The organism is Pseudomonas sp. CM25 (assembly GCF_013179705.1).
Taxonomy (GTDB): Bacteria; Pseudomonadota; Gammaproteobacteria; order Pseudomonadales; family Pseudomonadaceae; genus Aquipseudomonas.
The window spans coordinates 1-25,236 of the sequence record NZ_JABMCW010000002.1 but is presented as its reverse complement, the minus strand read 5'-3'; the positions used below and the strand labels follow the sequence as shown (position 1 = coordinate 25,236).

Sequence of the window (25,236 nt, the reverse complement as noted above, 5' to 3'; positions counted from 1 at the left end):
ATCAGGTCGGGATGGCGCTCTTGTTGGCGCTCAGGTACCACTTTAAGGGTTACCGGGAACAGATCATTGCGCTGGGTCTGTGAAAACTGTGTTGTCTGTGCTGGCCCCATCGCCGGCAAGCCAGCTCCCACAGGTACGGCGTTGAGCCCGAGGCCTGCGCAGTACCTGTGGGAGCTGGCTTGCCGGCGATAGGGCCGGTACAGGCAACATCATGCCTCGGGCAAAAATGGCCAGCTGTCAGCCACCAGAAACACCCGCTCTGCCTCCTGCCAGGTACCGTCGGGATCCGGCTTCAGCCGCACCAGCAACTGCGCCGGCGCCTGCCGTGCCAACACATGCAGCCAGGCCGCAAACTGTTCTGCCTGCCAGCACTCACCCGCTTCTACCCGCGCCGGCGCCAGCCAGGCATGCCTTTGCAGTGGCTGCCAGCGCTCACCCTCAGCCATGACCCAGTCCCGCCGCCGCAGCCAACGCCCGCGCAGATGCTGCGGGTTGGCACCCGCCGGCGGCTCGGCATGTCCGGCCCATGGATAAAACAGGTAGCCGCCCAGCCATGCATGTGCCTGCACCTGGCCAACCCCAAGCCGGGCCAGCAGAACGCGGCTGTGTGCCCCCGCCGACATCGGCAACTGGTGCTTCGCCAGGTGCCCAAGCTTGATCCCCAGCCGGTCATGGCAGCCCGGCCCCAGCCAGGTGCAGGGGTCGTGTCCGGAGCCTTCCGGCCCCAGATACAGCTTGATGGCCAGTTCCAGATGGTGCACCCCGTCGCGGTCGCGCAGCACCACGTCCAGCTCACCCAGGGTGTGCCCGCCGTCGCGGATCGCCAGGTTGGCCGCCAGCAGTTCGATGCCCGGCGCCTGGCCCAGGGCAAACTGCCACAGCCGTTCGTAATAGTGCCCCAGGCGCCCGCTACCCAATTTCGCCAGCCAGTCCTGCAAAGGGCGATCGTCGGCATCCAGCGCTCGCAGCCAGTCTTCAAGCTGGCGCGGTTGATCCGCCCAAAGGCTGCCTGCCAATGGGTGGCGCTGGGGGCAGGGCGGGGCACTGAGCAAGGGCGGCGACAGCAGCGCCCAGGCCAGGTCGCGCACGGCGGGGCGCTGCAGTTGCCGGGGCAGGTCGTCGAGCTGGGCGAATGGCGTCATGCTGCGAGCATAGCCGGTTTGCCGCTGCCCGGTGGTTTCGCCCATAATCGGCGCATCGTCACCCGCCGCAGAGCCTCGCAGGAGCCCCATGGAGCAATTTCGCAATATCGGTATCATCGGTCGCCTTGGCAGCTCGCAGGTGCTCGACACCATTCGCCGACTGAAAAAATTCCTCCTCGACCGCCACTTGCACGTGATCCTCGAGGACACCATCGCCGAAGTGCTGCCCGGTCACGGCCTGCAAACCTCCACCCGCAAGCTGCTGGGTGAAGTCTGCGACCTGGTCATCGTCGTCGGCGGCGACGGCAGCCTGCTGGGCGCTGCGCGCGCCCTGGCCCGGCACAACATTCCGGTGCTGGGTATCAACCGTGGCAACCTGGGCTTCCTTACCGACATCCGCCCCGACGAACTGGAAGAAAAGGTCGCCGAAGTGCTCGACGGCCACTACCTGGTGGAAAACCGCTTCCTGCTGCAGGCCGAGGTGCGTCGCCATCACGAAGCCATCGGCCAGGGCGATGCGCTGAACGATGTGGTGCTGCACCCGGGCAAGTCCACTCGCATGATCGAGTTCGAGATCTATATCGACGGCCAGTTCGTCTGCAGCCAGAAGGCCGACGGCCTGATCGTCGCCACCCCCACTGGCTCGACCGCCTATGCGCTGTCGGCTGGCGGCCCGATCATGCACCCCAAGCTCGATGCCATCGTCATCGTGCCGATGTACCCGCACACCTTGTCGGGCCGGCCGATCGTGGTCGACGGCAACAGCGAGCTCAAGATCGTGGTGTCCAAGGACCTGCAGATCTACCCGCAGGTGTCCTGTGACGGCCAGAACCACTTCACCTGCGCTCCCGGCGACACCATCACGGTCAGCAAGAAACCGCAGAAACTGCGGCTGATCCACCCGCTGGACCACAATTACTACGAGGTCTGCCGCACCAAGCTCGGTTGGGGCAGCCGCCTGGGGAGCAGGGACGACTGATGCTCGATCCGGCGCGAAGTTTCGACATCATCGGTGACGTGCACGGCTGTGCACTCACCCTCGAACGCCTGCTCGACGCCCTCGGATACAAGCGTGTAGCCGGCGTATGGCGCCACCCGAGGCGCCAGGCGCTGTTCCTTGGCGACATCGTCGACCGCGGCCCACGCATCCGCGAGGCGCTGCACATCGTCCACGACATGGTCGAGGCGGGGCAGGCGTTCTGCATCATGGGCAACCACGAATACAACGCCCTCGGCTGGGTGACCCCGGCGCTGCCCGGCAGCGGCAAGGAATACGTGCGTGAACATACGCCACGCCATGCCCGGCTGATAGACGAAACCCTCACCCAGTTCGCCCAACACCCGGGCGACTGGCACGACTTCGTCAACTGGTTCTACCAGCTGCCGCTGTTCATCGACGCCGGGCGCTTCCGCCTGGTGCATGCCTGCTGGGACCCACGGCTGATCGAGCCGCTGCGCCAGCAATACCCCGATGGGCGTATCGACCAGCATTTCATCCAGGCCTCGGCGGTAAGCAACAGCTTCGCCGCCACCGTGTGCAACCGCCTGCTGCGCGGCACCGACATGCGCCTGCCCGACGGCCTGACCCTGACCGGCGGCGATGGCCTGACCCGCGCCTTTTTCCGCACCAAGTTCTGGGAAGAAGACCCGCAAACCTACGGCGACATCGTGTTCCAGCCCGATGCCCTGCCCGAAGCGGTGGCCAGTGCACCGCTCAGCCACAGCCAGAAGAACGCCCTGCTGCGCTATGGCGAAGACGAGCCGTTGCTGTTTGTCGGCCACTACTGGCGCAGCGGCCATCCCGCGCCCATCCGCCCCAACCTGGCCTGCCTGGACTACAGCGCCGTGCTCTACGGCAAAATGGTTGCGTACCGGCTGGATGATGAAACCCGCATCGACCCGCACAAGTTCGTCTGGGTCGACGTCGACCGCCCACAGGCCAACCAATGAACATTATCGAAGTGATGCGCCTGCCGCTGTCGGTCGACCTCAGCGGCTTCGTCCACCTGCTGCAGCGCCTGCAGGTGCCGCACCGGGTCAGTGAAGAGGGCGAGGTCCAGGTGCTCTGGGCCCCCGATACCCTGGCCGAAGACGTCCGCGAACTCTACCAGCGCTTCCCGGAGGGTAACGCCGATATCCCGGCAACCGATGACCCCGCAGGAGCGGGTTTACCCGCTAATGGCCCCACGCAACCTTCCCTGGCAGCCCAGGCCAAAGCCTGCAAAATCACCACCCTGACCCTGCTGCTGTGCTTCATCGTCGCCGGCCTGACCAGCCTGGGCGACAACTTCACCACCATCAGCTGGTTCACCTTCCTCGACTTCCGCGTGCAGGGCGACTACCTGTACTTCACCTCGCTGGCACAAAGCCTGGATCAAGGCCAGTGGTGGCGCCTGGTGTCGCCCATGCTGCTGCACTTCGGCGTGCTGCACCTGGCCATGAACAGCCTGTGGTACTGGGAACTGGGCAAACGCATCGAGCTGCGCCAGGGCCCGTGGATGCTGCTGGGCCTGACTCTGCTGTTCAGCCTGGTGTCCAACCTGGCCCAGCACTACACCAGCGGGCCGAGCCTGTTCGGTGGCCTGTCCGGCGTGCTGTACGGCCTGCTCGGGCACATCTGGCTATACCAGTGGCTTGCCCCCAACCGTTACTTCAACCTGCCCAAGGGTGTGCTGGTGATGATGCTGATCTGGCTCGTGGTGTGCCTGACCGGCGTGGTCGGCACCCTGGGCCTGGGCCAGATCGCCAACGCCGCGCATGTCGGCGGGTTGCTCATCGGATGCCTGACCGGGCTCTTGGGCGGGGCGCTGGCCCGGCGTAAACTGTCGGCTTGAATCAGGAGACACTATGTCCACTTTCGCGCAAATGATCGAAAACATCACCCCGGATATCTACGAGAGCCTGAAACTGGCCGTGGAAATCGGTAAATGGTCGGATGGCCGCAAGCTCACCGCCGAGCAGAAAGAACTGTCGCTGCAGGCCGTTATTGCCTGGGAGATGAAAAACCTGCCCGAAGACCAGCGCACCGGCTACATGGGCCCGCAGGAATGCGCCTCCAAGTCGGCGCCGATCGCCAATATTCTGTTCAAGTCGGACTCGGTACATTGATCGAACTCGCTCGTGGCTCTTTGAGCAAGATGACGGTAAGCCTGCAGGCACCGGTGGTGCAGTACAGCTTTCGCCTGGATGACACGCAGGTGCCGGTCAACCCGCTGATTGGCCAGCGCCTGCGCCTGGAATACCTCGGCGCCATTCACTGCAGCCATTGCGGCAAGCGCACCAAGACCAGCTTCAGCCAGGGATACTGCTACCCGTGCATGACCAAGCTGGCCCAGTGCGATGTGTGCATCATGGCCCCGGAAAAATGCCACTATGACGCCGGCACCTGCCGCGAACCGTCGTGGGGCGAACAGTTCTGCATGACCGATCACGTGGTCTACCTGGCCAACTCGTCGGGCATCAAGGTCGGCATCACCCGCGCCACCCAGCTGCCCACCCGCTGGCTCGACCAGGGTGCCAGCCAGGCCCTGCCGATCATGCGCGTGGCCACCCGCCAGCAATCCGGGCTGGTCGAGGATATCCTGCGCAGCCAGGTGCCAGACCGCACCAATTGGCGCACGCTGCTCAAGAGCGACGCCGAGGTGCTGGACCTGCCGGCCATCCGCGACCAGATCTTCGATGCCTGCGCCGACGGCCTGCGCGAGCTGCAGGGACGCTTCGGGCTGCAGGCCATCCAGCCGCTGGCCGACGCCGAAGTGGTGCAGATGCGCTACCCGGTCGAGGCCTACCCGACCAAGATCGTCAGCCACAACCTGGACAAGAACCCAGTGGTTGAAGGTACGCTGATGGGTATCAAGGGCCAGTACCTGATCTTCGATACCGGTGTGATCAATATTCGCAAGTACACGGCCTACCAGTTGGCCGTGCTCCAGTAAAAAGGACCTGCACATGCGTACCGAACAACCGCAAGTGATCTACCTCAAGGACTACCAGGCGCCCGAGTACCTGATCGACGAGACGCACCTGACCTTCGAACTGTTCGAGGACCACACCCTGGTCCATGCGCAACTGGTCATGCGCCGCAACCCCGAGCGCGGGGCCGGCCTGCCGCCACTGGTGCTGGATGGCCAGCAGCTGGAGCTGCAGCGCGCGGCTCTGGATGACCAGGAACTGCAGCCGGGCGACTACCGGCTCGAAGCCGACAGCCTGACCCTGCACCCCAAGGCCGCGAACTTCACCCTCGATACCAGTGTGAAGATCCACCCTGAAAGCAATACCGCGCTGGAAGGCCTGTACAAGTCCGGCAAGATGTTCTGCACCCAGTGTGAGGCCGAGGGCTTCCGCAAGATCACCTACTACCTCGACCGCCCGGACGTGATGAGCACCTTCACCACCACGGTGATCGCCGAGCAGCATCGCTACCCGGTCCTGCTGTCGAACGGCAACCCGACGGGCAGCGGGCCGGCCGAGGATGGCCGCCACTGGGCAACCTGGGAAGACCCGTTCAAGAAGCCAGCCTACCTGTTCGCGCTGGTGGCCGGTGACCTGTGGTGCGTCGAGGACAACTTCACGCGTCAGTCAGGCCGTGATGTGATGCTGCGCATCTACGTCGAGCCCGAGAACCTCGACAAGTGCGACCACGCCATGGTCAGCCTTAAGAAGTCCATGCGCTGGGACGAAGAAGTCTATGGCCGTGAGTACGACCTGGACATCTTCATGATCGTCGCGGTCAATGACTTCAACATGGGCGCCATGGAAAACAAGGGCCTGAACATCTTCAACTCCAGCTGTGTGCTGGCCCGCGCCGAAACCGCTACCGATGCCGCGCACCAGCGCGTCGAAGGTGTGGTCGCGCACGAGTACTTCCACAACTGGTCGGGTAACCGCGTTACTTGCCGCGACTGGTTCCAGCTGTCGCTGAAGGAAGGCTTCACGGTGTTCCGCGATGCCGAGTTCAGCGCCGACATGAACTCGCGCACGGTCAAGCGGATCGAGGACGTGGCCTACCTGCGCACCCATCAGTTTGCCGAAGACGCCGGCCCCATGGCCCACCCGGTGCGCCCGGACAGCTTCATCGAGATCTCCAACTTCTACACCCTGACCGTGTACGAGAAGGGCGCCGAAGTGGTGCGCATGGTACGTACCCTGCTGGGTGCCGATGGCTTCCGCAAGGGCAGCGACCTGTATTTTGAGCGCCACGATGGCCAGGCGGTGACCACCGACGATTTCATCAAGGCCATGGAAGACGCCAATGGCGTCGACTTCACCCAGTTCAAGCGCTGGTACAGCCAGGCTGGCACCCCCCGCCTGGACGTCAGTGAAGCCTATGATGCCGCCGCGCAGACCTACAGCCTGACCTTCCGCCAGAGCTGCCCGCAGACTCCGGACAAGGCGCAGAAGCTGCCGTTCGTGATTCCCGTGGAACTGGGTCTGCTGGATGCCGCAGGCAATGACCTGCCGCTGCAACTGGCTGGCGAAACCGCTGCCCAGGGTAGCAGCCGCGTGCTGTCGGTGACCGAGGCCGAGCAGACCTTCACCTTCCATGGCCTCAAGGCCAAGCCGCTGCCGTCGCTGCTGCGCGGCTTCAGCGCCCCGGTCAAGCTCAGCTTCCCTTACGACCGCGATCAGCTGATGTTCCTGATGCAGCATGACAGCGACGGTTTCAACCGCTGGGAAGCGGGCCAACAGCTGTCGGTGCAGGTGTTGCAGGAACTGATCGGCCAGCACCAGCGCGGTGAAGCGCTGCAGCTCGACCAGCGGCTGATCAAGGCCTTGGGCACTGTCCTGGGCAATGAATCGCTGGACCCGGCCATGGTCGCGGAAATGCTCTCGCTGCCGGGTGAGGCCTACCTGACCGAAATCAGCCAGGTGGCCGACGTGGATGCCATCCACAATGCCCGCGAGTTCGCCCGCAAGCAGATCGCCGCACAGTTGTTCGACGCCCTGTGGGCGCGCTACCAGGCCCATCGTGAGGTGTCGCGCGGCACTGCCTACGTGGCCTCGGCCGAGCACTTCGCCCGCCGCAGCCTGCAGAACATCGCGCTGTCGTACCTGATGCAGAGCGGCAAGCCGCAGGTGCTGGAGGCGACCCTGGAGCAGTTCGAGCACTGCGACAACATGACCGAGCGCCTTACCGCGCTGGCGGTGCTGGTCAACTCGCCGTTCGAAGCCGAGCGGGCCAGGGCGCTGGAAGCCTTTGCCGAGCACTTCAAGGACAACCCGCTGGTGATGGACCAGTGGTTCAGCGTGCAGGCGGCCAGCACGCTGCCGGGCGGGCTGGCGCGGGTCAAGGCGCTGATGCAGCACCCGGCGTTCACCCTGAAGAACCCGAACAAGGTGCGTGCGCTGGTCGGTGCGTTTGCCGGGCAGAACCTGGTCAACTTCCATGCGGCGGATGGCTCGGGGTATCGCTTCCTGGCCGACCTGGTGATCGAGCTGAATGCGCTGAACCCGCAGATTGCCTCGCGTCAACTGGCGCCGCTGACCCGCTGGCGCAAGTATGACGCTGCGCGTCAGGGCCTGATGAAAGGCGAGCTGGAGCGGATTCTCGCGTCCGGCGAGCTGTCCAGCGATGTCTATGAAGTGGTGAGCAAGAGCCTGGCGTAAGCCTGCTAGAAACCGGGGCTGCTGTGCAGCCCATCGCCGGCAAGCGCGGCTCCCACAAGATAATCACAAGCGCCGAAGGTTGTGATAGTCCTGTGGGAGCCCACAAGATAATCACAGACTTGAAGGTTGTGGTATTCCTGTGGGAGCCGCGCTTGCCGGCGATGGGCTGCGCAGCGGCCCCGGTTTTTTCCGGTTAACAAAACATAACGTCCCGCGCGTTGTAATCGCGCAACCTTCCCCGATACGATCCCCCCAAGCCTCTAACACAGGCTTTTCACAGCACAGACCCAACAAGAACAACACAACAGGGGATGGTCATGAAGCAGCGGGTGATGACGCAGACCAGGCGTGGTGCCTGGCCATTGGCCGCCAGCGCAGTGCTGGCGCTGGCATTGGGGGTATGGGCCGACAGCGCCCAGGCCGCCGCAGCCGACGAATACTCCACCGAATCGGCCAAGGCCAGCCAAAGCCTGCTGATCGGCGCCACCCATGCCGGCAAACGCCTGGTGGTGGTGGGGGATCGCGGCCACATCCTGTTCTCCGATGACCAGGGCAGCACCTGGACCCAGGCCCGGGTACCCACCCGGCAACTGCTCACCGCCGTGTTCTTTTTCGACGACAAGCGCGGTTGGGCGGTCGGCCATGACGCGCAAATCCTCGCCAGCAGCGACGGTGGCGCCACCTGGAGCAAGCAGTTCGAAGACCTTGCCCGCGAAGCACCCTTGCTCGACATCACCTTCCTTGACGCCCAGCACGGTTTTGCCGTGGGTGCCTACGGCGCCTTGCTGGAAACCACTGACGGCGGCCAGCACTGGCAGGACGCGGCCGAGCGCCTGGACAACCCCGACCAGCTGCACCTCAACGGCATCGCCCGGGTGCGTGACGCCGGGCTGTTCATCGTTGGCGAGCAGGGTGGCATGTTCCGCTCCGCCGACAACGGTCAAACCTGGGCCAAGGTCCAGGGTCCCTACGAGGGCTCGCTGTTCGGCGTGATCGGCACTGCCCAGGCACACACCCTGCTGGCCTACGGTCTGCGCGGCAACCTGTTCCGTTCCACCGACTTCGGCGACAGCTGGCAGCCTATCGAGCTGAAGGCCGCGCGCGGCGCGCTCGAATTCGGCCTGGCAAGCGCTACGCTTCTCGATAATGGCAACCTGGTGCTGGTCGGCAATGGCGGCAGCGTGCTGCGCAGCAGCGACGACGGCCACACCTTCAGCGTCTACAACCGCGCCGACCGCATTGCCCTGGCCGGCGTCAGCGGCCTGGCCGACGGTGGCCTGCTGCTGGTGGGACAGGGTGGTGTACACCTGGCCAGCGCCGAAGGTGCGGACCAGCCTGCCGCGCAGGTGCGTCCATGACCAGCAGGGAGAGCATCAGCATGCAGCCGCACCACCAGGACAAGGCCACACTGCTCGAACGCCTGATCTTCAACAACCGCCCCGTGGTCATCGCCCTGTGCGTGCTGGTCAGCATTTTCCTGTTCTGGCAGGCCACGCAGATTCGCCCCTCCACCAGCTTCGAGAAGATGATCCCGCTGCAGCACCCGTTCATCGAGCAGATGATGGAGCACCGCAACGACCTGGCCAACCTTGGCAACACCGTGCGCATCTCGGTGGAAGCGGTGAACGGCGACATCTTCGACAAGGACTACATGGAGACCCTGCGGCAGATCCATGACGAGGTGTTCTACATACCGGGCGTCGACCGCGCCGGGCTGAAGTCACTGTGGAGCCCCAGCGTGCGCTGGAGCGAGGTCACCGAAGAGGGCTTTTCCGGTGGCGAGGTGATCCCCAACACCTACAACGGCTCGCAGGACAGCCTCGACACTTTGCGTGACAACGTGCTCAAGTCCGGCCAGGTTGGGCGCTTGGTGGGCAACAACTTCAAGTCCAGCATCGTCGACGTGCCGCTGCTGGAGAGCTACCCCGACCCGCAGGACCCGGGCAAGCAGGTGAAGCTGGACTACCAGCAGTTCTCGCACCTGCTCGAAGAAAAGATCCGCGACAAGTTCCAGGCGCAAAACCCCAATGTGAAAGTGCACATCGTCGGCTTCGCCAAGAAGGTCGGTGACCTGATCGATGGCCTGGTGATGGTGGCGATGTTCTTCGGCGTCGCCCTGGCCATTACCTGTGTACTGTTGTACTGGTTCACCTGGTGTATCCGCAGCACCATCGCCGTGCTCATCACCACCCTGGTAGCGGTGGTCTGGCAGCTGGGGCTGATGCATGCGGTGGGCTTTGGCCTGGACCCGTACTCGATGCTGGTGCCGTTCCTGATTTTCGCCATCGGTATTTCCCACGGGGTGCAGAAAATCAATGGCATCGCCCTGCAGTCGAGCGGCGCCGACAATGCGCTTACGGCAGCGCGGCGTACCTTCCGTCAGCTGTTCCTGCCGGGGATGATTGCCATCCTCGCCGATGCGGTGGGCTTCATCACCCTGCTGATCATCGACATCGGGGTGATTCGCGAACTGGCGATCGGCGCCTCTATCGGCGTGGCGGTGATCGTGTTCACCAACCTGATCCTGTTGCCGGTGGCCATCTCCTATGTCGGCATCAGCAAGAAGGCGGTCGAGCGCAGCAAGAAAGACGCGACCCGCGAGCACCCGTTCTGGCGCCTGCTGTCGAACTTCGCCAGCGCCAAGGTGGCACCGGTGTCCGTGGTGCTGGCGCTGGTCGCCTTTGCCGGTGGCCTGTGGTACAGCCAGAACCTGAAAATCGGCGACCTCGACCAGGGCGCGCCAGAGCTGCGCCCAGACTCGCGCTACAACCAGGACAACAACTTCATCATCAGCAACTACTCGACCAGTTCAGATGTGTTGGTAATCATGGTCAAGACCCCGTCCGAGCAGTGCTCGGTGCACGCGACCATGGCCCCGATCGACGAGCTGATGTGGACCATGCAGAACACGCCCGGCGTGCAGTCGGCAATTTCCCTGGTGACTGTGTCCAAGCAGGTGATCAAGGGTATGAACGAGGGCAACCTGAAATGGGAAACCCTGTCGCGCAACCCCGATATCCTCAACAACTCCATTGCCCGCGCCGACGGCCTGTACAACGGCGACTGCTCGCTGGCGCCGGTGCTGGTGTTCCTCAACGACCACAAGGCCGAAACCCTGGAGCGGGTCACCGCTGCGGCCAAGGCGTTTGCCGACAGCCATAACAAGGAAGGCCTGCAGTTCCTGCTGGCGGCGGGCAACGCCGGGATCGAAGCAGCGACCAACGAAGTGATCAAGTCGGCCGAGCTGACCATCCTGATCCTGGTGTATATCTGCGTGGCGGTGATGTGCCTGATCACCTTCCGTTCGTTTGCCGCCACCTTGTGCATCGTGCTGCCGCTGGTGCTGACCTCGGTGCTGGGCAACGCACTGATGGCTTACATGGGGATCGGGGTGAAGGTGGCGACCTTGCCGGTGGTGGCGCTGGGGGTGGGCATTGGCGTGGACTATGGCATCTACATCTACAGCCGTCTGGAAAGCTTCCTGCGTGCCGGGCTGCCGTTGCAGGAGGCCTATTACGAAACCCTGCGCTCGACCGGCAAGGCGGTGTTGTTCACCGGGTTGTGCCTGGCCATCGGGGTGTGCACCTGGATCTTCTCGGCGATCAAGTTCCAGGCGGACATGGGGCTGATGCTGACCTTCATGCTGTTGTGGAACATGTTCGGTGCGCTGTGGTTGTTGCCGGCGCTGGCGCGGTTCCTGATCAAGCCTGAGAAGATGGTGGGCAAGGAAGGGGGATCGATTTTCGCCCATTGAATCGCAGGGGGCCGCTGTGCGGCCCATTCGCAGCACAAGGCTGCTCCTGCCAGGGCGTTCGCGATCTGCTGTAGGAGCAGCCTAGTGCTGCGAATGGGCTGCAAAGCAGCCCCAAGGCTATAATGCCGGCTCATTTCAAATTGGTACCTCCATGTCCCCCCTCGCCACCGCCCTGCAGTCTTGCGACATGCTCCTGATCGACGGCCTGCATGCCTTCGACTTCACCAGCGACGAAACCGGCCTGACCATCGAATGCATGGACGGCCGTCAACTGCGCCGCTGGTCTTTCACCTCTGAACAAGTCGCCGCCGCCATCGCCAACGGTGATGAATGGCAGCTCGACGATGCCAATGGCGAGCATCGGCTAGTCTGTATGAGTGCCTTTCGTGCCCCGGATGAAGACCAAGATGAACCGGATCTGGACCAGCCTGCTGACCGCTAGCCTGATGAGCCTGACTTTCAACGCCCATGCCGCCACGTTGCTGGTCGGTAGCTACACCGATGGCGCCAGCCAGGGTATCTACCGTTACCAGTTCGACGAAAAAACCGGCCATATCGACCCCATGCCGCAGCAGGTGGTGAAGAGCGTCAGCCCGTCGTGGCTGGTGCTGTCGGCCGATCAGCGTCAGCTGTTCACGGTCAATGAAACCCCCGGTGGTCACGCCAGCAGTTTCAGCGTCAGCACCAAGGGCGAGATCAAGCCCCTCAACCAGGTGACCACCAAGGGCGACGAGCCAACTCACGCCAGCCTCAGCCGTGACCAGCGTTACCTGTTCGTGGCCAACTATGCAGTTGCACCCGACCCCGGTGGCAGCCTGGTGGTGATCCCGGTGGCCAAGGACGGCAAGCTCAAGCCGCTGGTACAGCAGTTGCGGCACAAGCCCAGCGGCGTCAACCCCGAGCGCCAGGCCGGTGCTCACGTGCATTCGCTGGTACTGTCGCCCAACGGCCAGCATGTCTACGCCTGCGACCTGGGCGCAGACAAGGTGTTCATCTACAGCTATGACGGTGCCAGCGTGGACAAGCCATTGAGCCCGGCAAGCCCTGCTGCGGTGGACTTGCCGCCGGGCAGTGGACCCCGTCATTTGCTGTTCGACGCCAAGGGCCGGCATGCCTACCTGACGCTGGAAATGAGCGGCGAAGTGGTGATGTTCGACGTCAAGGACGCTGCGCTGCTCCCGCGCCAGCGCTTGCCGCTGACCGAACAGCCGGATGCGGCAGCCAAGGCGGCGGGGGGGCTGCACCTGTCGGCCGACGGGCGCTTCCTGTATGTCAGCAACCGCGGCACGGCGAACCAGATCGTGGTGTTCAGTGTGGGCAAGGACGATGGCCAGCTGACGCTTCTGCAGCGGCGGTCGGTAGAAGGCGATCACCCGCGCGAGTTTGCCCTCGACCCGAGTGACAACTTCTTGCTGGTGGCCAACCAGAAGAGCAACCAGATCGTGGTCATGCGCCGCGATCCGCGCAGCGGCAAGCTGCTGGAGACGGTGCAGACGCTGAAGCAGGAGGCGCCTTCGGACCTGAAGTTCCTGGAGTGATATCGATCGGCGTGATAATCGATACTGCCGCAATGAATTTTTGCATGCGGCCTCTGCGGCGTAAGTTTGATCCAAGGCCCAAACGGGCCACCGTCAAACCACCGCCGTCGAGGTCAGCCCAGATGAACTTCAATCTCTTCCCGGTCATCGCCGCATCCGCCATTTCTGCCTCAGTGGTACTGCCCACGCATGCCCATGCCGATTCCACTCGCAAGGCATCCGCAAACCACAGCTACACCGAGCAGTACCTGCGCCAGAGTGCCAACTTCCACGCGGCCCTGAGTGGCAAACATAACCATTGAATCCTGTACTGGCCCTATCGCCGGCAAGCCAGCTCCCACAAGGGATATGCAGGCCTCACGCCCAGCGCGGTATCTGTGGGAGCTGGCTTGCCGGCGATAGGGCCAGTGCAGGAGCAGATTTCATTTGGCCATGACCGACTTGAACAGCTCCGAAGCCAGCCACCTCTCCAGCCAGCTCCGCACCCGCGGATAAGCCGCCTCGGCGAACCACAGCGGTTCGACCCCGGCAAACTGGCGCATCAGGGGTAGCAACGCGGCATCGGCCAGGCTTGGATGGTCAGCCAGCAAGTTGCCCCGCCCATCCAGCAGGCCTTCGAGCTCCGCCAGCCAGGCCTCGGCCTGCAGGCGGTAATGCTCGCGGGAATGCTCGGGATAGCGCTCGGCATACTTGTACAGGTTTACCTGCACCTTGAACGTGCTGTCATTGCGCGCAATCAGATCCTCAGCTTGCTGCGCTGCGGCCGGGTCGCCTTGTAGCCGCCAGTCCTGCGGGTCGTTCTGCTCCAGCGCCCAGCGCATGATATCCAGGCTTTCCTCCAGCACCCCGGCACCGGTGTCCAGCACTGGCACCGTGCCCTTGGGCGACAAGGCCAGCAATTCTGCCGGCTTGTGCTTCATCGCCACCTCGCAGATCTGCACCTGGCACCCGGCATAGCGCAGTGCCAGGCGCGCACGCATGGCCCATGGGCAGCGGCGGAACGAGTAGAGAATCACCCGCACACCTCCACATCGCTCAGGCCATTGCCTTGACGACGCACCTGGATCTGCACCGGGATGCGTTCGTGCATCTCCTGTACATGGGAAATTACCGCCACCTTGCGGCCCTGGGCCTGCAAGCCATCGAGGGCGTCCATGGCCAGTTGCAGCGACTCGGGGTCGAGGCTGCCGAAACCTTCGTCGATGAACAGCGATTCGATGCGCAGGGTGCTGGAAGCCATCGAGGCCAGGCCCAGGGCCAGCGCCAGCGACACCAGGAAGGTTTCACCGCCCGACAGCGAGTGCACCGAGCGCAGCTCGTCGCCCATCTCGGTGTCCAGCACCAGCAGGCCGAGGGCGCTGCCGCCGCGCTTGAGGCGATAGCGCCGGGCCAGTTGGCGTAGCTGGGCGTTGGCGTGGTGCAGCAGCAGGTCGAGGTTGTAGCCCTGGGCGATCTTGCGGAATACATCGCCCGAGGCTGAACCGATCAGCCCACTCAGGCGCGCCCAGCGTTGCCACTGCTGGTGGGCCTGCTCGATTTCTGCTGCCAAGGCCTGGGAGGCCTGCTGGCGACGTTGGTCGTCGGCCTGCTGCGCACGCAATTCGGCGCATTGCTGCTCATGGCCGGCGAGGCGTTCGCGCAAGTCGGCCAGGGCTTGCTCCAGCGCTTCGGCCGAAGTTTCCACGGTGGTTTGCGCGGCGTGGTGCTGCAGGCGCTGTTCGCGCTCCTGCAGGAGCACGCGACCCTGCTCAATGGCTTTTTCGGCGCCTTGCAGGCGCTGGCGCAGTTCACTGACCTGGGCATCGTCCATGGCCAGCAATCGATCCAGCCCGGCGTCATCCAGTTCAGGGTGTTCGCTGCGCCACTGCGCAATCTGCCCTTGCAACTGCTGGCACTCGTTGTCCAGCGCCTGATGCTGTTGAGCATTGGCGTTGAGCTCGCTGGCCAGCTGCACGCCCTGGGTGCGCAACGCCTGCAGGCGCTGGGCGGTGTCGGCGTCGAGGGCGCGCGCGTGCTCCAGCGCGGCGTCCATGTGCTGTTGCCAGGCTTCGGCGCTGGCATGTTCGCCCAGCAGTTCGGCCAGCGAAGCCTGGGCCTGCTGGCGCTGCTGGTCGAGTGTGGCGAGTTTCTGCTGCAATTGCTGCAGCGCCTGTGCGCGCGCCTGTTGCTGGTCGCGCAGCTTGTCCAGCTGAGCTTGACGGGCTTGCTGTTCCTCCTGCTCGTCCTTGCGTTGTTCCAGTTGTTGCAGGCGCTGGGCGATTTGCTGATCGAGGGCGAGAAAGGCATTGGCCGGGTCGTCGTTCAAGGCCTTGAGGGCTTCATCGGGCAACACGCCGGCCAGGTCGTTCAGGCCTTGCTGCAGCTGCTGCTCGTCGTTTGCCAGGGCCTGATGCTGTTGCTCCAGATGGCGCTGGGCCTGCTGTTGGGCATCGTGCGCGGCTTGCAGCTGCTGGTTGAGGCGGGCGGCGTCGCGTTGCAGGGCGAGCAGCGCGCTCTGGCGCTTCTCGTCCTGGTTGATCACTTCGTCCAGACGCCGTAGCTGGCTGTCCAGCCAGGCGCGGCGGGCCTTGTCGTCCTGCGGCGCAAGTGCCGGCCACAGGCTGTGCGCCTGCACCTCGGCCATCAAGGGTTGCAGCTGCTCATCCAGTTGCTGCTGTTGCTGCTGATAATCCTTGAGCTGGGCGTTGATCACCCCCAGCTGGGTGCGCAGCTCCACCAGCGTGCTGTTGAGGTTTTCCACCTGCTTTTGCGCGGCGGCTTCTTCTGCCTGGTCATGGCGACCCAGGCTTTGCAGCAGCGCTTCGGGTTGATGGAAGGGATGCTCGGCGCTGCCGCACACCGGGCAAGGCTCGCCGTCGCGCAGTTGGGCACGCAGCTCTTCGACGCTCGTGTTGCGCGCCAGGCGCTGGCGTTCCAGCAACTGGCGGGTGAGGTTGAGCGCCTGCTCGGCGGCTTCCAGTTCGGCCTTGGCTGCGGTGCCCTGGCTGATCAGCTGCTGGCGCTGCTGCATGGCCTGCTGCTGGCGCCCGCGCACGGCATTCAGCTGTTGGCGCAGCTCCTGTTCACGGCCATGAAGGCGCGCGAGCACTTCAACGGCGCGTTGCTGCTTGCGGTTTTCCTGCAGCATGCTGCCCAGCAGGTCGATCTGCTCCGCCAGGGCCTGGGGCTCGGCCTTGGCCTCGCGGAACAGCAGGTCATGGGCGTCACGCTCGGCTTGCAGGTGCACATTGGCCTGGCTGGCCAGAGCTTGCAGGCCGGGCAGTTCTTCACGGCCTTTGGCCAGGCGGGCGCCGATCTGCATCACCTGCTTCAGTTGCGGCAGGTAGGCGTGCCAGGCGTTGGCCAGGCCCGCCAGGTGCTGGCTGTCGGCGAGCGCCGTGTCGATCTGTGCCAATTGTTGCAGGCTGCGCTGTTGATTGGCCTCCAGCTGCTGCACGTGCTGCTGGCCGTCGGTAACTTCCTGCTCGGCCTGTTGGCGGGTGCTGTGTTGTGTCACCAGCTCCTGATCCAGCCGCGCCAGGTTGTCCTGGACGGCAAAAGCCTGGCGCAGGCGCGGGGCATTTTCGCCGTGCTGTGCCTGCTTATCGGCAAGGGCCTGGCGCGCGGTGACCTGCGCTTGTTCGAGCTCGGTAGTACGCACCTGCAGTTCGGTTTGCTGCTGGTGTTGTTCAGTGATCTTCGTCGCCAGTGGCAGCAACTGCGCATTCAGCGTCTGCTGGCGGTGAAACTGGTGGCGCTGCGGGGCCAGGCGCTCCAGGCGCGCAAGGTCCAGGCGTGGCTCGGCCAGCTGCTGCCAGTCCTGTTCGGCGGCCTGCAGGGCGTTGCTGGCCTCGCTGTGCTGGGCCTGCAGCTGGCGTTGTTCATTCAGCCAGCTGCGTTGCTGTTCCAGCTGGCGCTCGCCGGCCTGGTCGGCCTTGAACTGCTGCTGCGCCTGCTCCAACTGCTGGTCGAGCTCGGCACGGGCTTCGGCGGCCATCGGCAGCAGGTGGCTGGCGCGGTCCTTCAGGGCGTTGTGGGTGTCGCCGGCCTCGCGGGCCTTGCTGAAGGCACGTTGGCCCAGGCGGGTGTAAATGGCGGTGTTGGTGAGCTTTTCCAGCAGTTCGCTGCGGTCTTTGTCGTCGGCCTTGAGGAAGGCGCCGAACTCGCTCTGGGCCAGCATCACCGCACGGGTGAACTGTTCGAAGTTCAGGCCCAGACGGGCTTCGACCAGTGCCTTGAATTCGTTCTTGGCGCTGGCCAGCACCTGCTCGCTGTCGAGGTCGTAGAAGCTCTGGCGGCTGAGTTGCAGCTTGCCGTTTGCCTTGTCGCGGGCGCGGTTGGCTTCCCAGCGGGAGCGGTAGCGACGGCCGTCGATGCCGACGAAATCCACCTCGGCAAAGCCGCTGCCGGTGCCACGGCGCAGCAGGTTGCGCGGGTCGGAGGTGGGGATCTCGCCGTCGGCGTCCGGCACCTTGGCCTCGCGGCCAATGTCGTTGAGCCGCGGTACGGTGCCGAACAGCGCCAGGCACAGGGCGTCGAGCAGGGTGCTTTTGCCGGCGCCGGTAGGCCCGGTGATGGCGAACAGGCCGGCACTGGCCAACGGTTCGGCGGTGAAATCGATGTCGATCGGGCCGGCCAGCGATGCCAGGTTCTTCAGGCGAATGGCGAGAATCTTCATGGCTGCTCCTCTTCCAGCTGCACGTCCTGCAACAGCAGGGCAAAGTCGGCCAGCGCCTGCTCGTCGGCGGGGTTGCCGTAGGCCTGTTCCCAGGCCCGGCTGAACAGGTCCTGCGGGGTCATCTGCGACAGTTCGACAAAGGCCAGGCCATCGTCTTCGGCATTGTTGCGGCCGGCGTATTCGGCGCTGATGCGGATCAGCCGCACGGCCTTGCTTTGGAGTGCGCTTTCGATCTGCTGGCGCAGGTCCGGTTGCGGTTCATCCAGTATCACCCGCACCTCCAGCCAGGGCTGGCGGTTGGGGTCTTCGAGCAGGTCGATCACCGGCAGTTCGGCCAGTTGCTGCAGCAGTTCGCCCAGCGGCGCCGGGCCGACCCGTTGCAGCGCCACGGCGCGCGGTACCGGGCGGGGTTCGATGCTGACCAGATCGCTGCCGTTCAGCTCCACTTCCAGCACCTGGTGCGGGTAGTTGACTTCGGCGAACGACAGCGGGATCGGCGAGCCACTGTAGCGGATGCGCTCTTCGCGGTTGACCTTCTGCGGCTTGTGCAGATGGCCCAGGGCGACGTAGCTGATGGCCTTGTCGAACAGCTTGGCCGGCAGGGCTTCGGCGTTGCCGATGATCAGGCTGCGTTCGGAGTCTTCCGACACCGCGCCACCGGCCATGTGGGCGTGGCTGATGGCGATCAGCGCCTGGTCTTTCTTGCGCTTTTTCTGCGCGGCGGCGATCAGTTGCTGGTGCACCTGGGTGATGCCCTGCAGGTAGTCGTCACCCAGTTGCGGGCCAGTCACTTCGGCCGGACGCAGAAACGGCAGGGCCAGGCACCAGGCGGCGACCTTGCCACGGCCGTTGGTCAGCGGGATCAGCAGGCGTTCGGCATCCAGCTGGCCCTCGTCCAGCCAGTGCACGCGGCCCAGGGCATGGGTGCGCAGGCGGCGCATGAGCGCGGCGGGCAGCTCGATGCGCGAGCCGGAGTCGTGGTTGCCGGCGATCATCACGATGTCCAGCTTGGGCTGTTGCTCGTGGGCCTGGACGATGAAGTCGTAGAGGCGTTCCTGGGCTTTGACCGGCGGGTTGACGGTGTCGAAGATATCGCCCGCGATCAGCAGCGCATCCGGCTGGCGCAGGCGCAGCTGGCCGAGCAGCCAGTCGAGGAAGCAGGCGTGTTCGAAGTCGCGTTCCTGGCCGTGCAGGCTTTGGCCCAGGTGCCAGTCGGAGGTATGAAACAGACGCATGGATGACCTGTTGGTGTCGAGTCGAGCAAGCGAGGGCTTGGCTGGGGATGGGCGTTGCGTGAAGGGGGTATGGTAACCCAAGCCGGAGAATTGTCGGCAGGCCCATTGTGATCCCCCCCCCCCGGATACGCCGCCCACCAGCCGGATCATTTCGGATAAAGCGGCGGCAAGCTGCCATTCTCCCCAGCCGGCACCAACACCTGCTCCGCCGAGGGAATAACCCCGATCGCCCGCCACAAATCCTCCCCCTGCCAATACTGCCCGCTCTCGCTGTACAGCGCCCCGTTCAACCCATCCAGCGCATCCGACAACGGCACAAAGCGCGCTGCCATCTCAGCCAGGGTCTCCGGCTGCTGTCGCGCCCAGGCATCCAGCGCCTGGCGAGTGGCATGGGGATCATTGGCCTGGCACGCGCGCTTGAGGTCATCCAGCAAGGTGCGCGGGCTGGGCCCGGTCTGCGCGGCACGCAGCACCGCCGGTCGCGAGCGCGCACGCCACCACAGGGCAAAGCCCAGCACTGTGCTCAGGGCAAACATCAGGGTGGCCAGCTGCCACGGCCACAGCAGGGCGCTGACACTGCTGCTTTCACCCACCGGCGTGTCGGCGCTCAAGGCCGGGTTGTCCTGCACATCCAGTGTGCGCGCCGGCAGGCTGCTGTGCTCCAGATGGTCTTCGCGGGTGTTCCACCAGGTCACCTCCAGCGCCGGCAGCGCCAGTGTGCCGCTGTGGGTCGGCACCAGCGCTTCACGCTCTTCGCGGTTGGCTGTCATGCCACGCTCGCTGATTTCGTTGCGCAGCAACGGCTGGTCCGGGTAGCGGCGCAGGCCGGTGATTTCGGTGGCCGGCAGCGGTGGCAGCTGGGTGCTGGACAGGCCATCGGCACGCAGCGTGATGTTGCGCGTCAGCGAATCGCCAATCTGCACCTGCTGGGTGCCGGGGTCGGGGTTCCAGTGTTCTTCCAGGGTCAGGCTGCGCGCTGGCAACCACGGCACACCCGCGGGCCAGGCCGGCGGAATCGGCCGCACGGCCAGGCGCAAAGGCAGCGAGCTGACCTGCACCTGGCGACCGGCGCGGGCCGTGCCGTTGCCTTGCGGCGCTTCATCGCTGCTGGCAGCGGCGGTGGCGGTGAACGTCAGTGGCGGGATGTCGAGGCTGCCGCTTTGCTGGGCATACAGCGCATAGCGGGTCTCGATCACGCCGTGGCGCACACCATTGATTTCCTTTTCATAGGTGCGCGATTCGCCCAGCGGCTCGACCTTGGCATTTTCCAGTTGCAGCGGGCTGAGGCTGCTGTCGTCGTACAGCGCCACCGAATGGTAGATGCGCAAGGTCAGCACGGCCTGGGCCTGCACGTAGACCTCGGTGCTGTCGAGGGTTGCCTCGACGAACACTTGGGCGCTGTCCTGGCGGCTGGCATCGGCCTGCAGCACCTGCAGCTCGATCGCCTGGCTGTGCGACTGGCCCAGCTGTAGCTCGGGGATGCGCAGGCTGCCGCTGCGGCGTGGCAGCAGGGTGATGATCCAGCGGGTGCTGGCGCGGGTTTCACCGTCCAGCGTGTGCAGGCTGTTGAGCTGGCGCGTGCCGCGCACTTCGAAGTCGCCTTCCAGGGCGCGCAGGTCGGGCTTGCCGAACTGCGTCACGTCCTGGCTTTCCAGGGTCAGCTCCAGGCTTTCGCCGGCTTCCAGGCGGGTACGGTCAACACTCGCCTGTAGCAGCGGTTCGGCCTGGGCCAGTACGGCCCAGAGTGCACTGAGAATAAAGACGCCGAAGCGACTCATCGTGGGTTTTCCTGATGCAATTGCTGTTCATACCAGAATTTGCGCCGCAGCAGCTCCGCCGGATTATCCGGGATCTCCCGCAGCCATTGTTCCAGGGCCTGGCGCTGTTCGGCATCGAGGCTGGTCGATACCGGTCGCTGGGGCGGCTGGATGACGCTGTCATCCGCGCCTGCCTGGTTACCGGGTGTGGCCTGGGTGTTGTTGCTGCCTTCGCCGGGTTGTTCGGCGTTGGCTTGTGGGTCACTGCCGGGCGTGCCTTGCGCGGGGCTGCTGGCCGAACTGCTGTTGCCTTCGGTTTCGCTGCCGGGTGTGCTTTGGGCATCGCTGTGTGGCGGCTGTTCTTCGGCCTGGGCTTCGCGCTGTTGCAGCATTTGTTGCACCAGCGCCTGGTTGTCCAGCGCCAGTTGCAGGTCGGGCTGGCGCTCCAGGGCTTGCTCGTAGGCGTCGAGCGCGGCTTCCAGCTCGCCGCTGCGGGCCAGGGCATTGCCTCGATTGTAGTGGGCTGCGGCCGTGTCGCCTTGGGAAAAAGCGTCGGCGGCAGCGGCATAATCGCCGGCCTGGTACAGGGCCATGCCACGCCATTGCGGGTCGTGGAAGTGGCGCGCGGCGCTGGCCGGACGGTTTTGCTCAAGCAGGCGCTGGCCTTGCTGGTCGGGGCGCAGCCACAGGTCGTTGAACTCGAACGCCTGGCTGGGCTGAGGCAGTGCCAGCAGCAGCGGCAAACAGAACAGCCAGCCACGCCGGCCGGCGCAGGCGGCCAGCAGCAACAGCGGGATCAGCAGCCAGTAGCCCTGGTCGGCCCAGCTGTCCAGCTGCAGGGTCTGGCCGTCGTTGCGGGCGCTGCGCGGGTTGTCGAAAAGGCCCAGGCCACGCAGGTCGAGGTCGTCAATGCGGGCATGGCGGTAGCGCCCCCCGGTGCCGCTGATGAAGCTTTTGAGGCTGCTGCTGTCCAGGCGCGGTACCAGGATGCCGCCCTGATCGTCCTTGAGGTATTCACCGTTGGCCTGGCGCACCGGTGCGCCTTCGCGGCTGCCGATGCCCAGCATCAACAGGCTCGGGCCCTGGCGGCCAAGGGCTTGGGCGATGCCCTGGCGCTCGGCTGCACTGAGCGCCGAACCGATCAGCAACAGGCGGCCCTGGCCCAGGCCGCTCTGGGCCAGCAGCGCCAGGCCTTTTTGCACGGCCAGGTCGGCGCGCTGGCCGGGTTTGGGCATGATCGACGGGTCGACGGCCTCGAGCAGATTGCGGGTGGTGGCCAGGTCATCGGACAACGGCACCAGTGTGTGCGCGGAGCCCGCATAGACCACCAGTGCAGTCTGGCTGTCGCGGCGGTGTTCGAGCAGGTCGAGAACCTTGCGCCGGGCCTGCTCCAGGCGGTTGGGCGGGCTGTCCTCGGCGAGCATCTGCGGGGTCAGTTCGAGCAGGATCACCAGCGGGTCGGCCGGGCGCTGGCGGTTTTCTTCCAGGCGCTGCCAGCTGGGCCCGAGCAGGGCCAGGATCACCAGCGCCCAGGCCAGGCCCAGGGCCACCCACGGCAGCTTGCTGCTACTGCCGCTGCCGCCACCCAGCAGCACGCCATGAAACGCCGGCGGTAGAATCATCTGCCAGCGCCCGGCACGTTTGCGCCGATGCCACAGCTTGTACAGCAGCCAGCCGAGCAGCGGCACGGCCAGCAGCCAGAGCGGGCGCAGCCATTGTGGCCACAGGTCGATCATCGCCGTCTCCTCAGACGCAGGCGCTTGAGGCGCTGGCGCCATTCCGGGTGCGGCTGCAGGAAGCGCGGCTTGCGCAGCAGGCGATGCAGCAGGTTGTCGGGCCATTGCACCGCTCCTACCAGCAGCACGCTGAGCAGCAGCGCCAGGGCCAGGGGCCAGGCGTACAGGGCCTTGGCCGTGCGCGCCTGGGTCGGTTGCTGGGCCACCGGCTCCAGTTGGTCCAGGGTGTCGCCAATGGCGTCCAGCTCGGCGCCGTCATGGGCACGGAAGTAGGCGCCGTGGCTGATGTCGGCGATTTCCTTGAGCGCGGCTTCGTCCAGGTCCAGGCTCGGGTTGAGGCCGAGCAAGCCGGGGGTGCCACTGGCTTCGGGGTTGGCGCCGATACCGATGGTATAGATGCGCACGCCTTCCTGGGCTGCCAGGCGCGCGGCGGTCAGCGGGTGGATCTGCCCACCGTTGTTGGCACCGTCGGTGATCAGTACCAGCACCCGGCTTTGTGCCGGGCGCTCGCGCAGGCGCTTGACCGCCAGGCCGATGGCGTCGCCGATGGCGGTGTTCTTGCCGGCGATGCCGATCTGCGCCTCCATGAGGAAGGTGCGCACGGTGCGCCGGTCGAAGGTGAGCGGGGCCTGCAGGTAGGCCTGGCTGCCGAACAGGATCAGGCCCACGCGGTCGCCTTCACGGTCTTGCAGAAAGTCGCCAAGCAGCGCTTTGACCAGATCGAGGCGGCTGATGTCTTCGTTCTGCCACTGCATGTCGGGGAAGTCCATGGACCCGGACACATCGACCGCCACCAGCAGGTCGCGGCCGCTGGCGGCCACCGGCACCGGCTCGCCCAGCCATTGCGGGCGGGCGGCGGCGCACAGCAGCAACAGCCAGATGATGACGAACGGCGCCTGCTGGCGCCAGGTTGGGAGGTTGAGCCGCGCACGGCGCCCGGCCAGGCTTTCCAGTTCGTTCAGGAAGCCCACCTTGAGCACTGGCTCGCCGCTGTCGGCGGCAGGCAGCAGCAGGCGCGCCAGCCATGGCAGCGGCAGCAGGGTGAAGACCCAAGGCCAGGCCAGTTCAAACATGCTTGCGGATCCAGGTTTCGACGGCCTGGCTGAGCCCGACGATGGCTTTGTCGTCGAGCTTGCACTCGGGTTTGTAGGCGCCTTCGACCAGCACCATCCAGCGGGTCAGGCCGGCGGCCGGACAGCGGTTGTCGAGAAACGCCAGCCACTGGCGGCCGTTGAGGGTATGGCTGTTGGCCCCCGGATAATGGTTGCGGCACAGGCGCTTGAGCAGGGCGTTGATCTGCTGCAGCCACGCACCGGCCGGGGCGCCGTCGTACGGGCGAGGCAGGCGGGCCAGCTCGGCCAGGGCTTCGACGCGCACCGGGTCGAGCGGTTGTTCGGCACGCACGATGCGGCGCTTGGTGGGGCGCCAGCGGCGCAGCCGCCACAGGCCCCAGGCCAGCAGCGGCAGCAAGGCCAGCAGCAGCCACCAGCCGATCGCGGGTGGCCACAGCCCGACCGGCGCCGGCTCGATCAGCGGGTGCAGCTGGTCAAGCGGGTTCATGAGGCGCTCCGCGGCCGCTGGGCGCTCATGTGTTCACGCAGTTGCTCGATCATTTCGCTCTGCGTGCTCAGTGGCAGCAGCACCACGCGCAGCTTCTGCGCCATCAGCTCCCAGCGCTCGATGCGCGCTTCGGCCTGCTGACGGTAGGCCTGACGCAGGTTGGCGTCGAGGGTGTCGAGCTCCAGCTGCGCGCTGCGCTGGGCAAAACGCAGCAGGCCGGCGGCGGGCAGGGCATGGTCGAGCGGGTCGGACACCGGCAGCAGCAGCAGGTCGCAATGGCGCGAGAGCATGGCCAGGTGCTGTTCCACCTGTGCGCTCAGCGAGCGCTCGTCGCAAATCACGATGGCCAGGCTGCCGGGGCGCAGCACTTCGCGGGCGCGGCGCAGGGCCAGGCCCAGGCTGTCGGCCCCGGGCGTGGCCTCGGTGTGCAGCCCCTGGTTGACCTTGGCCAGGCGGTTGAGCAGTTGCAGCAGGCTCTGCTTGCTGCGCCGGGGTTTGATTTCGTGGTGCTCGTTGTCGCCGAACACCAGCCCGCCGATGCGGTCGTTATGACCCAGCGCGGCCCAGCCGAACAGCGCTGCAGCCTGGGCCGCGAGCACCGACTTGAACATCAGCCCGGAGCCGAAGAACAGCCGCTGGCTCTGCTCGACGAGGATGAAGATTGGCCGCTCGCGCTCTTCGTGGAACAGCTTGGTGTGCGGCTCCTGGGTACGGGCGGTGACGCGCCAGTCGATGTTGCGCACGTCGTCGCCGGCCTGGTACACGCGCACCTGGTCGAAATCCACGCCGCGCCCGCGCAACTTGGAGTGGTGCAGGCCTACCAGCGGGCTGCGCTGGCCGGGCTTGGAAAACAGCTGGATTTCGCGCACGCGATGGCGCATGTCGATCAGCTCGGCAAGGCCGATGCGGATGCCGGGTTGTGCCAGCTGGGTGGTGGGCATGGGTTCAGGCAACGGCGACAACGTCGAGGATGCGCTGGACCACGCGGTCCTGGTCGATCCCCGCCGCCTCGGCCTCGAACGAGAGGATGATGCGGTGGCGCAGCACGTCGAACAGCACCGCCTGGATGTCTTCGGGGCTGACAAAGTCGCGCCCGGCCAGCCAGGCGTGCGCGCGCGAGCAGCGGTCCAGCGAAATGGAGCCGCGCGGGCTGGCGCCGTAGGCGATCCAGTCGGCCAGTTCGGCGTCGAACTTGGCCGGGGTGCGGGTGGCCATCACCAGCTGCACCAGGTATTCCTCAACCGCGTCGGC

The 25,236-nt window shown here is 65.4% G+C and carries 21 protein-coding genes; 11 read left to right on the top strand and 10 right to left on the bottom strand.

All coding sequences use genetic code 11. The annotated features are described in order from the left end of the window. Nucleotides 1-209 precede the first annotated feature (209 nt). Complete coding sequence (locus tag HP546_RS00370; protein WP_172218574.1) at nucleotides 210-1,232, bottom strand: DUF1853 family protein; 1,023 nt, start codon at nucleotides 1,230-1,232, stop codon at nucleotides 210-212. Between HP546_RS00370 and HP546_RS00365 the strand changes: the two genes are divergently transcribed. The 11 genes from HP546_RS00365 (at nucleotide 1,231) to HP546_RS00315 (ending at nucleotide 13,342) form a co-directional block, all read left to right on the top strand. Next, nucleotides 1,231-2,121 (top strand): NAD(+) kinase, encoded by an 891-nt coding sequence (locus tag HP546_RS00365; RefSeq protein ID WP_016485536.1) that lies wholly within the window; start codon nucleotides 1,231-1,233, stop codon nucleotides 2,119-2,121. The two genes, HP546_RS00370 and HP546_RS00365, sit on opposite strands and share 2 nt — an antisense overlap. Next, on the top strand, nucleotides 2,121-3,092 hold the full coding sequence (locus HP546_RS00360) for a metallophosphoesterase (protein ID WP_172218573.1): 972 nt from the start codon (nucleotides 2,121-2,123) through the stop codon (nucleotides 3,090-3,092). The genes HP546_RS00365 and HP546_RS00360 overlap by 1 nt, the downstream gene beginning before the upstream one ends. Then, nucleotides 3,089-3,976, top strand: coding sequence for a rhomboid family intramembrane serine protease (locus HP546_RS00355; RefSeq protein WP_172218571.1), 888 nt, complete (start codon nucleotides 3,089-3,091; stop codon nucleotides 3,974-3,976). The genes HP546_RS00360 and HP546_RS00355 overlap by 4 nt, the downstream gene beginning before the upstream one ends. Nucleotides 3,977-3,989: 13 nt before the next feature. Then, nucleotides 3,990-4,250 carry a YeaC family protein gene (locus HP546_RS00350; RefSeq protein WP_172218569.1) on the top strand — a complete coding sequence of 87 codons (261 nt, stop codon included), beginning with the start codon at nucleotides 3,990-3,992 and terminating at the stop codon, nucleotides 4,248-4,250. After that, nucleotides 4,247-5,077, top strand: coding sequence for a DUF2797 domain-containing protein (locus HP546_RS00345; RefSeq protein WP_172218567.1), 831 nt, complete (start codon nucleotides 4,247-4,249; stop codon nucleotides 5,075-5,077). The genes HP546_RS00350 and HP546_RS00345 overlap by 4 nt, the downstream gene beginning before the upstream one ends. A gap of 13 nt (nucleotides 5,078-5,090) precedes the next feature. Then, the gene (gene pepN, locus HP546_RS00340) at nucleotides 5,091-7,748 is read left to right on the top strand and encodes an aminopeptidase N (RefSeq protein WP_172218565.1); all 2,658 of its coding nucleotides are present in this window, start codon (nucleotides 5,091-5,093) and stop codon (nucleotides 7,746-7,748) included. A gap of 332 nt (nucleotides 7,749-8,080) precedes the next feature. Beyond that, nucleotides 8,081-9,106: a WD40/YVTN/BNR-like repeat-containing protein gene (locus tag HP546_RS00335; RefSeq protein WP_372242403.1), complete on the top strand. Its 1,026-nt coding sequence runs from the start codon at nucleotides 8,081-8,083 to the stop codon at nucleotides 9,104-9,106. After that, a complete protein-coding gene (locus HP546_RS00330) occupies nucleotides 9,103-11,502 on the top strand; it encodes an RND family transporter (protein WP_372242402.1) in 2,400 nt (799 codons plus the stop codon). Before HP546_RS00335 ends, HP546_RS00330 begins: the two co-directional genes overlap by 4 nt. A gap of 151 nt (nucleotides 11,503-11,653) precedes the next feature. Beyond that, on the top strand, nucleotides 11,654-11,944 hold the full coding sequence (locus HP546_RS00325) for a DUF5629 family protein (protein ID WP_172218561.1): 291 nt from the start codon (nucleotides 11,654-11,656) through the stop codon (nucleotides 11,942-11,944). Continuing rightward, nucleotides 11,910-13,040 (top strand): lactonase family protein, encoded by a 1,131-nt coding sequence (locus HP546_RS00320; RefSeq protein ID WP_172218559.1) that lies wholly within the window; start codon nucleotides 11,910-11,912, stop codon nucleotides 13,038-13,040. Before HP546_RS00325 ends, HP546_RS00320 begins: the two co-directional genes overlap by 35 nt. A 122-nt stretch (nucleotides 13,041-13,162) precedes the next feature. Further along, complete coding sequence (locus HP546_RS00315) at nucleotides 13,163-13,342, top strand: hypothetical protein (protein ID WP_172218557.1); 180 nt, start codon at nucleotides 13,163-13,165, stop codon at nucleotides 13,340-13,342. A 120-nt stretch (nucleotides 13,343-13,462) separates the two neighbouring features. On the opposite strand, the gene HP546_RS00310 is transcribed toward HP546_RS00315, so the two are convergent. From HP546_RS00310 to HP546_RS00270, 9 genes are all read right to left on the bottom strand, one after another. Further along, nucleotides 13,463-14,056, bottom strand: coding sequence for a glutathione S-transferase (locus HP546_RS00310; RefSeq protein WP_172218555.1), 594 nt, complete (start codon nucleotides 14,054-14,056; stop codon nucleotides 13,463-13,465). Continuing rightward, entirely contained in the window at nucleotides 14,053-17,697 is a 3,645-nt protein-coding gene (locus HP546_RS00305) for an AAA family ATPase (protein WP_172218553.1), read from the bottom strand. Before HP546_RS00305 ends, HP546_RS00310 begins: the two co-directional genes overlap by 4 nt. Then, nucleotides 17,694-18,932 carry an exonuclease SbcCD subunit D C-terminal domain-containing protein gene (locus HP546_RS00300; protein WP_172218551.1) on the bottom strand — a complete coding sequence of 413 codons (1,239 nt, stop codon included), beginning with the start codon at nucleotides 18,930-18,932 and terminating at the stop codon, nucleotides 17,694-17,696. Before HP546_RS00300 ends, HP546_RS00305 begins: the two co-directional genes overlap by 4 nt. A 146-nt stretch (nucleotides 18,933-19,078) precedes the next feature. Further along, on the bottom strand, nucleotides 19,079-20,710 hold the full coding sequence (locus HP546_RS00295; RefSeq protein ID WP_172218549.1) for a BatD family protein: 1,632 nt from the start codon (nucleotides 20,708-20,710) through the stop codon (nucleotides 19,079-19,081). Then, nucleotides 20,707-22,425, bottom strand: coding sequence for a tetratricopeptide repeat protein (locus tag HP546_RS00290; RefSeq protein ID WP_172218547.1), 1,719 nt, complete (start codon nucleotides 22,423-22,425; stop codon nucleotides 20,707-20,709). Before HP546_RS00290 ends, HP546_RS00295 begins: the two co-directional genes overlap by 4 nt. Next, nucleotides 22,422-23,498: a VWA domain-containing protein gene (locus tag HP546_RS00285; protein ID WP_172218545.1), complete on the bottom strand. Its 1,077-nt coding sequence runs from the start codon at nucleotides 23,496-23,498 to the stop codon at nucleotides 22,422-22,424. Before HP546_RS00285 ends, HP546_RS00290 begins: the two co-directional genes overlap by 4 nt. Beyond that, nucleotides 23,491-23,985, bottom strand: a complete 495-nt coding sequence (locus HP546_RS00280; protein ID WP_172218544.1) for a DUF4381 domain-containing protein — start codon at nucleotides 23,983-23,985, stop codon at nucleotides 23,491-23,493. The genes HP546_RS00285 and HP546_RS00280 overlap by 8 nt, the downstream gene beginning before the upstream one ends. Next, on the bottom strand, nucleotides 23,982-24,926 hold the full coding sequence (locus tag HP546_RS00275) for a DUF58 domain-containing protein (protein WP_172218542.1): 945 nt from the start codon (nucleotides 24,924-24,926) through the stop codon (nucleotides 23,982-23,984). The genes HP546_RS00280 and HP546_RS00275 overlap by 4 nt, the downstream gene beginning before the upstream one ends. Nucleotides 24,927-24,930: 4 nt before the next feature. Next, a partial coding sequence (locus HP546_RS00270) for a MoxR family ATPase (RefSeq protein ID WP_218584398.1) occupies nucleotides 24,931-25,236 on the bottom strand: 306 nt, incomplete at its 5' end.